Consider the following 1586-nt stretch of genomic DNA (forward strand, 5'->3'; position numbering starts at 1 on the left):
TTAGTAATTTAACATTTAAAAAAAATGTAAGTTTTCTCTTATTCTTAGTAAGTTAATGACGACTCACCTGAATGACTGGTAATAGCTCTTTGCCAAAGTTCACATATGTGCCCAGACTGTGTGAAAACTAATTTTTAATAAATTGTCTTGGGTATGTTCTTAGTTTGAAACCATTTAAGATGGTTGCGATCGATTTTTTCTCAGTATCGCAATTTTCTCCGCGCGAGCGAAACTGCTATGGCAACGCTACTCTAATTGCTTTACTTAGGCCGTTAACTCCCATAATTGTTATCATTCTTCTGAAGTTGTAAGCTAGGACATGAAGACTTATTTCTGTCCCCACGCTTTTTAAACCTCGTGTTAGTAAGTGGGTAGCTCCCATCCAGAGTTTAATTGTGCCAAAGGGGTGCTCAACAGTTTGCTTGCGATGAAGCATCAATTCAGGTTCATTCTTTAGCTTTTGAAGCATTTCTTCTGTCAGAATCTCATGCACCCACCGCCTTATTCGCCTAGGGTCTTTTTTAGAGTTAGTGCACTGACTTCTTATTTTACAATCTCGACAAGCAATGTGATTGAAGTAAACATCAAGGTATTTACCTTGCTCAAATACCTGCATTCGATTTTGAAGTTCATTACCAGCGGGGCATAAGTAAATATCTTTATTTGCATCGTATTTGAAGAGTGAGCGGTTAAATATCCCTTTCTTTTCAGAGGACGATGTATCCGTCTTGGGCATGATTGGCTCTGCACCCAAATCGATAGTATCTTTTATATCGGGCTGACTGAAGTAACCTTTATCTGCTAATACCCTTATATCTTCCTTGCGCAATGCTTTTTGTGCGAGTTTTGTCATTGACGCAAGCTGGCCTCTATCTGGCACGTTGGTCACCTCATGCGCCACTATAAGGTGGTGCTTGGTATCAACCGCACTTTGCACGTTATAACTCACAACTCTTGTAAAACCTTGAGTTTTCATTAAACGTGAATCAGGATCAGTAGTGGATATTTGCTTGTCAGGATGAGCTTCAACTTGTTCTTTAATCTCGTGTAGTTTTTTTAACTGGCTGCGAAAGTCAGCTAGCCTATCTTTTGTGGCTTTAATTTTTGTGACGTTAGCTTGCTCTTTATCGGCTTCATCAAGTAATTCAAGGTAACGTTCAATATTCTTTTCGACTCGGTCGATGTGGAATTTAACTTTGCTTGGCGTAAAATTATTGCCTTTGTTGTTGCTAGCTTTAAACTTACTACCATCGATGGCAACAACTGGTTTCTCAAACATATTCAGACGACGGCAGACTTCAACAAACGTTTTGCACACATTTTTTATACCATCTCCGTTGTCTTTTCTAAAATCAGCAATCGTTTTAAAGTCGGGTGCCAACTTACCAAGTAGCCACATCAGTTCAATATTGCGTTGGCATTCGGTTTCTAATCGGCGGGATGATTGAATACGGTTGAGGTAACCATAAAGATACAGTTTTAATAATGTGGCTGGATGATACTTAGGGCGGCCTGTGGACTTTAAAGTTAACCCTTTAAACTCCAATTCAGCTAGATTTAGTTCCTCAATGAAAACATCAATCACT

At 39.1% G+C, this 1586-nt stretch carries 1 protein-coding gene; it reads right to left on the bottom strand.

What is annotated here, in order from left to right:
* Window positions 1-235 precede the first annotated feature (235 nt).
* Window positions 236-1586, bottom strand: a 1351-nt coding sequence (locus CWB60_RS18780) for an IS1182 family transposase (RefSeq protein ID WP_138628015.1), incomplete at its 5' end; no start/stop codon positions are given.

The organism is Pseudoalteromonas sp. S327 (assembly GCF_005886415.1).
GTDB classification, from domain to species: domain Bacteria; phylum Pseudomonadota; class Gammaproteobacteria; order Enterobacterales; family Alteromonadaceae; genus Pseudoalteromonas; species Pseudoalteromonas atlantica.